Here is a 1,474-nt window from a genome sequence, read left to right as displayed (position 1 = left end):
CGCCGGGCCGCCGCCTCCCGGCGCTTCCACGCCAAACGAACGAAGGCCGGCTCCGGGATACCCGGAGCCGACCTCTTCGCTTTTCAGGGAATCAGTCTACCGAAAGCGGATCAGACGCCCTTGGCGGCGAGACCCTCGACCTTCCAGCCGTCCTTGACCAGACCGGCCTGCTCGGAAGCCGAGGTCGAGAACAGGTGACGGTTGGTGCCCTCGTTGTACAGACGGGTCACGTTCTGCGTGCCGGTGAACGCCGGGGTCACGAACGCGATGCCCTCGCGGTTCCACTCGGAGTTCGCGGACAGATCCGTGTCCTCGTCGCTGCCCAGCGCGGTGTACACGTGGTCACCGGTCGACGGGTTGAAGAAGCGCACGTACTGCTTCACGATCGACTCCACGCCGGACTGGGCCACAGCCTTGTTGGCAGGGGTATCGGTCTTGAACACGTAGCGGTTCGTGGCATCGAGCTTGGCGGTGGTGTTGTCCACGCCGAGCGCGCCGTAGAACAGCACGCCGTTGTCCTCCCAGCCGCCCTTGGTGGACTCGGTGGACGTCAGGGCCTTGATCTCGGCGATGCTGTTGGAGTACAGGTGCCTGTTCAGGGACGGGTTGTACAGACGGTGCACGCCCTGGTACTTGCCGGTGGCGGTGGTGGTGGATTCCTCGGCGCCGCCCTCGTGCTTGAACTGCAGCTTCTCGAGCGCAGCGTTGAGGTCGTTGATGATCTCGGCGCTGGCGGTCGCGGTCGCGGCGGTGTTCGGGTTGTTGTACGCGTCGGTCGCGTACTTCTCCACGGCGGCCTTGTACGCGGTCTCGTACGCGGCGAAGGAATCCTTGGTGAAGTCGGAACCGTCGTTGACCTGAGCATCCTTGTCGGCATCAAGCGTACCAAGGTTGGTGTTCTTACCCGCGTTGTTGTAGAACTCGACGAGGTCCTTCGGAACGATGTAGTTCAGGGCGGCCTTGGCCTTATCGGCGGTGGCCGGAGTCCAGCGAGCGGTCAGCGTGAAGTTGGCGTTGCCGTCGGTCAGCCACTGGTCGAACTTGTACTCGGCACCCTTGGCATCGAGCCAGGTCAGCGTGTAGCCGTCGCGGGTCCAAGCCGGGGCCTGGGACTTCTCGAGCGTGCCCGGAACGGTCACCTCGGCGGTGGCGTCCTTCTGGGAACCGTTGTAGTTCTCATCGCGGAAGGTGACCACGATCTTCGTGTCACGGTTGGTGAACACGGGCTCGAACGTGAGGTTCGCGCTGATCGGAGTGTTCACGAACTGCGGGTAGGTGCCGTCGGACGTGGCCGTGACGACGCCAGTGAACGGGGAGCCCGTGGTCACGGCCTTCCAGCCGGCGAACTTGAAGCCGTCCTTCGTGGGGTTGCCCTCGGGGGCGACCACGAAGTAGGAGCCCTTGTCGTTCTTGGCCGCGTCCGTGGTCTTCCACACGGAGCCATCGGCACCCAGGAACGTGGTCACGAAGCCCT

The 1,474-nt window shown here is 64.2% G+C and carries 1 pseudogene; it reads right to left on the bottom strand.

Annotated elements, in window-relative coordinates:
- Nucleotides 1–110: 110 nt before the first annotated feature.
- A pseudogene (locus G1C96_RS10055) lies at nucleotides 111–1,474 on the bottom strand (hypothetical protein); the annotation flags it as partial.

Origin of the sequence: Bifidobacterium moraviense, from assembly GCF_012932365.1 — a bacterium.
GTDB lineage: Bacteria > Actinomycetota > Actinomycetes > Actinomycetales > Bifidobacteriaceae > Bifidobacterium > Bifidobacterium moraviense.
The sequence above is the reverse complement of the archived record's forward strand: the minus strand, read 5'-3'. Positions and strand labels throughout refer to the sequence as shown.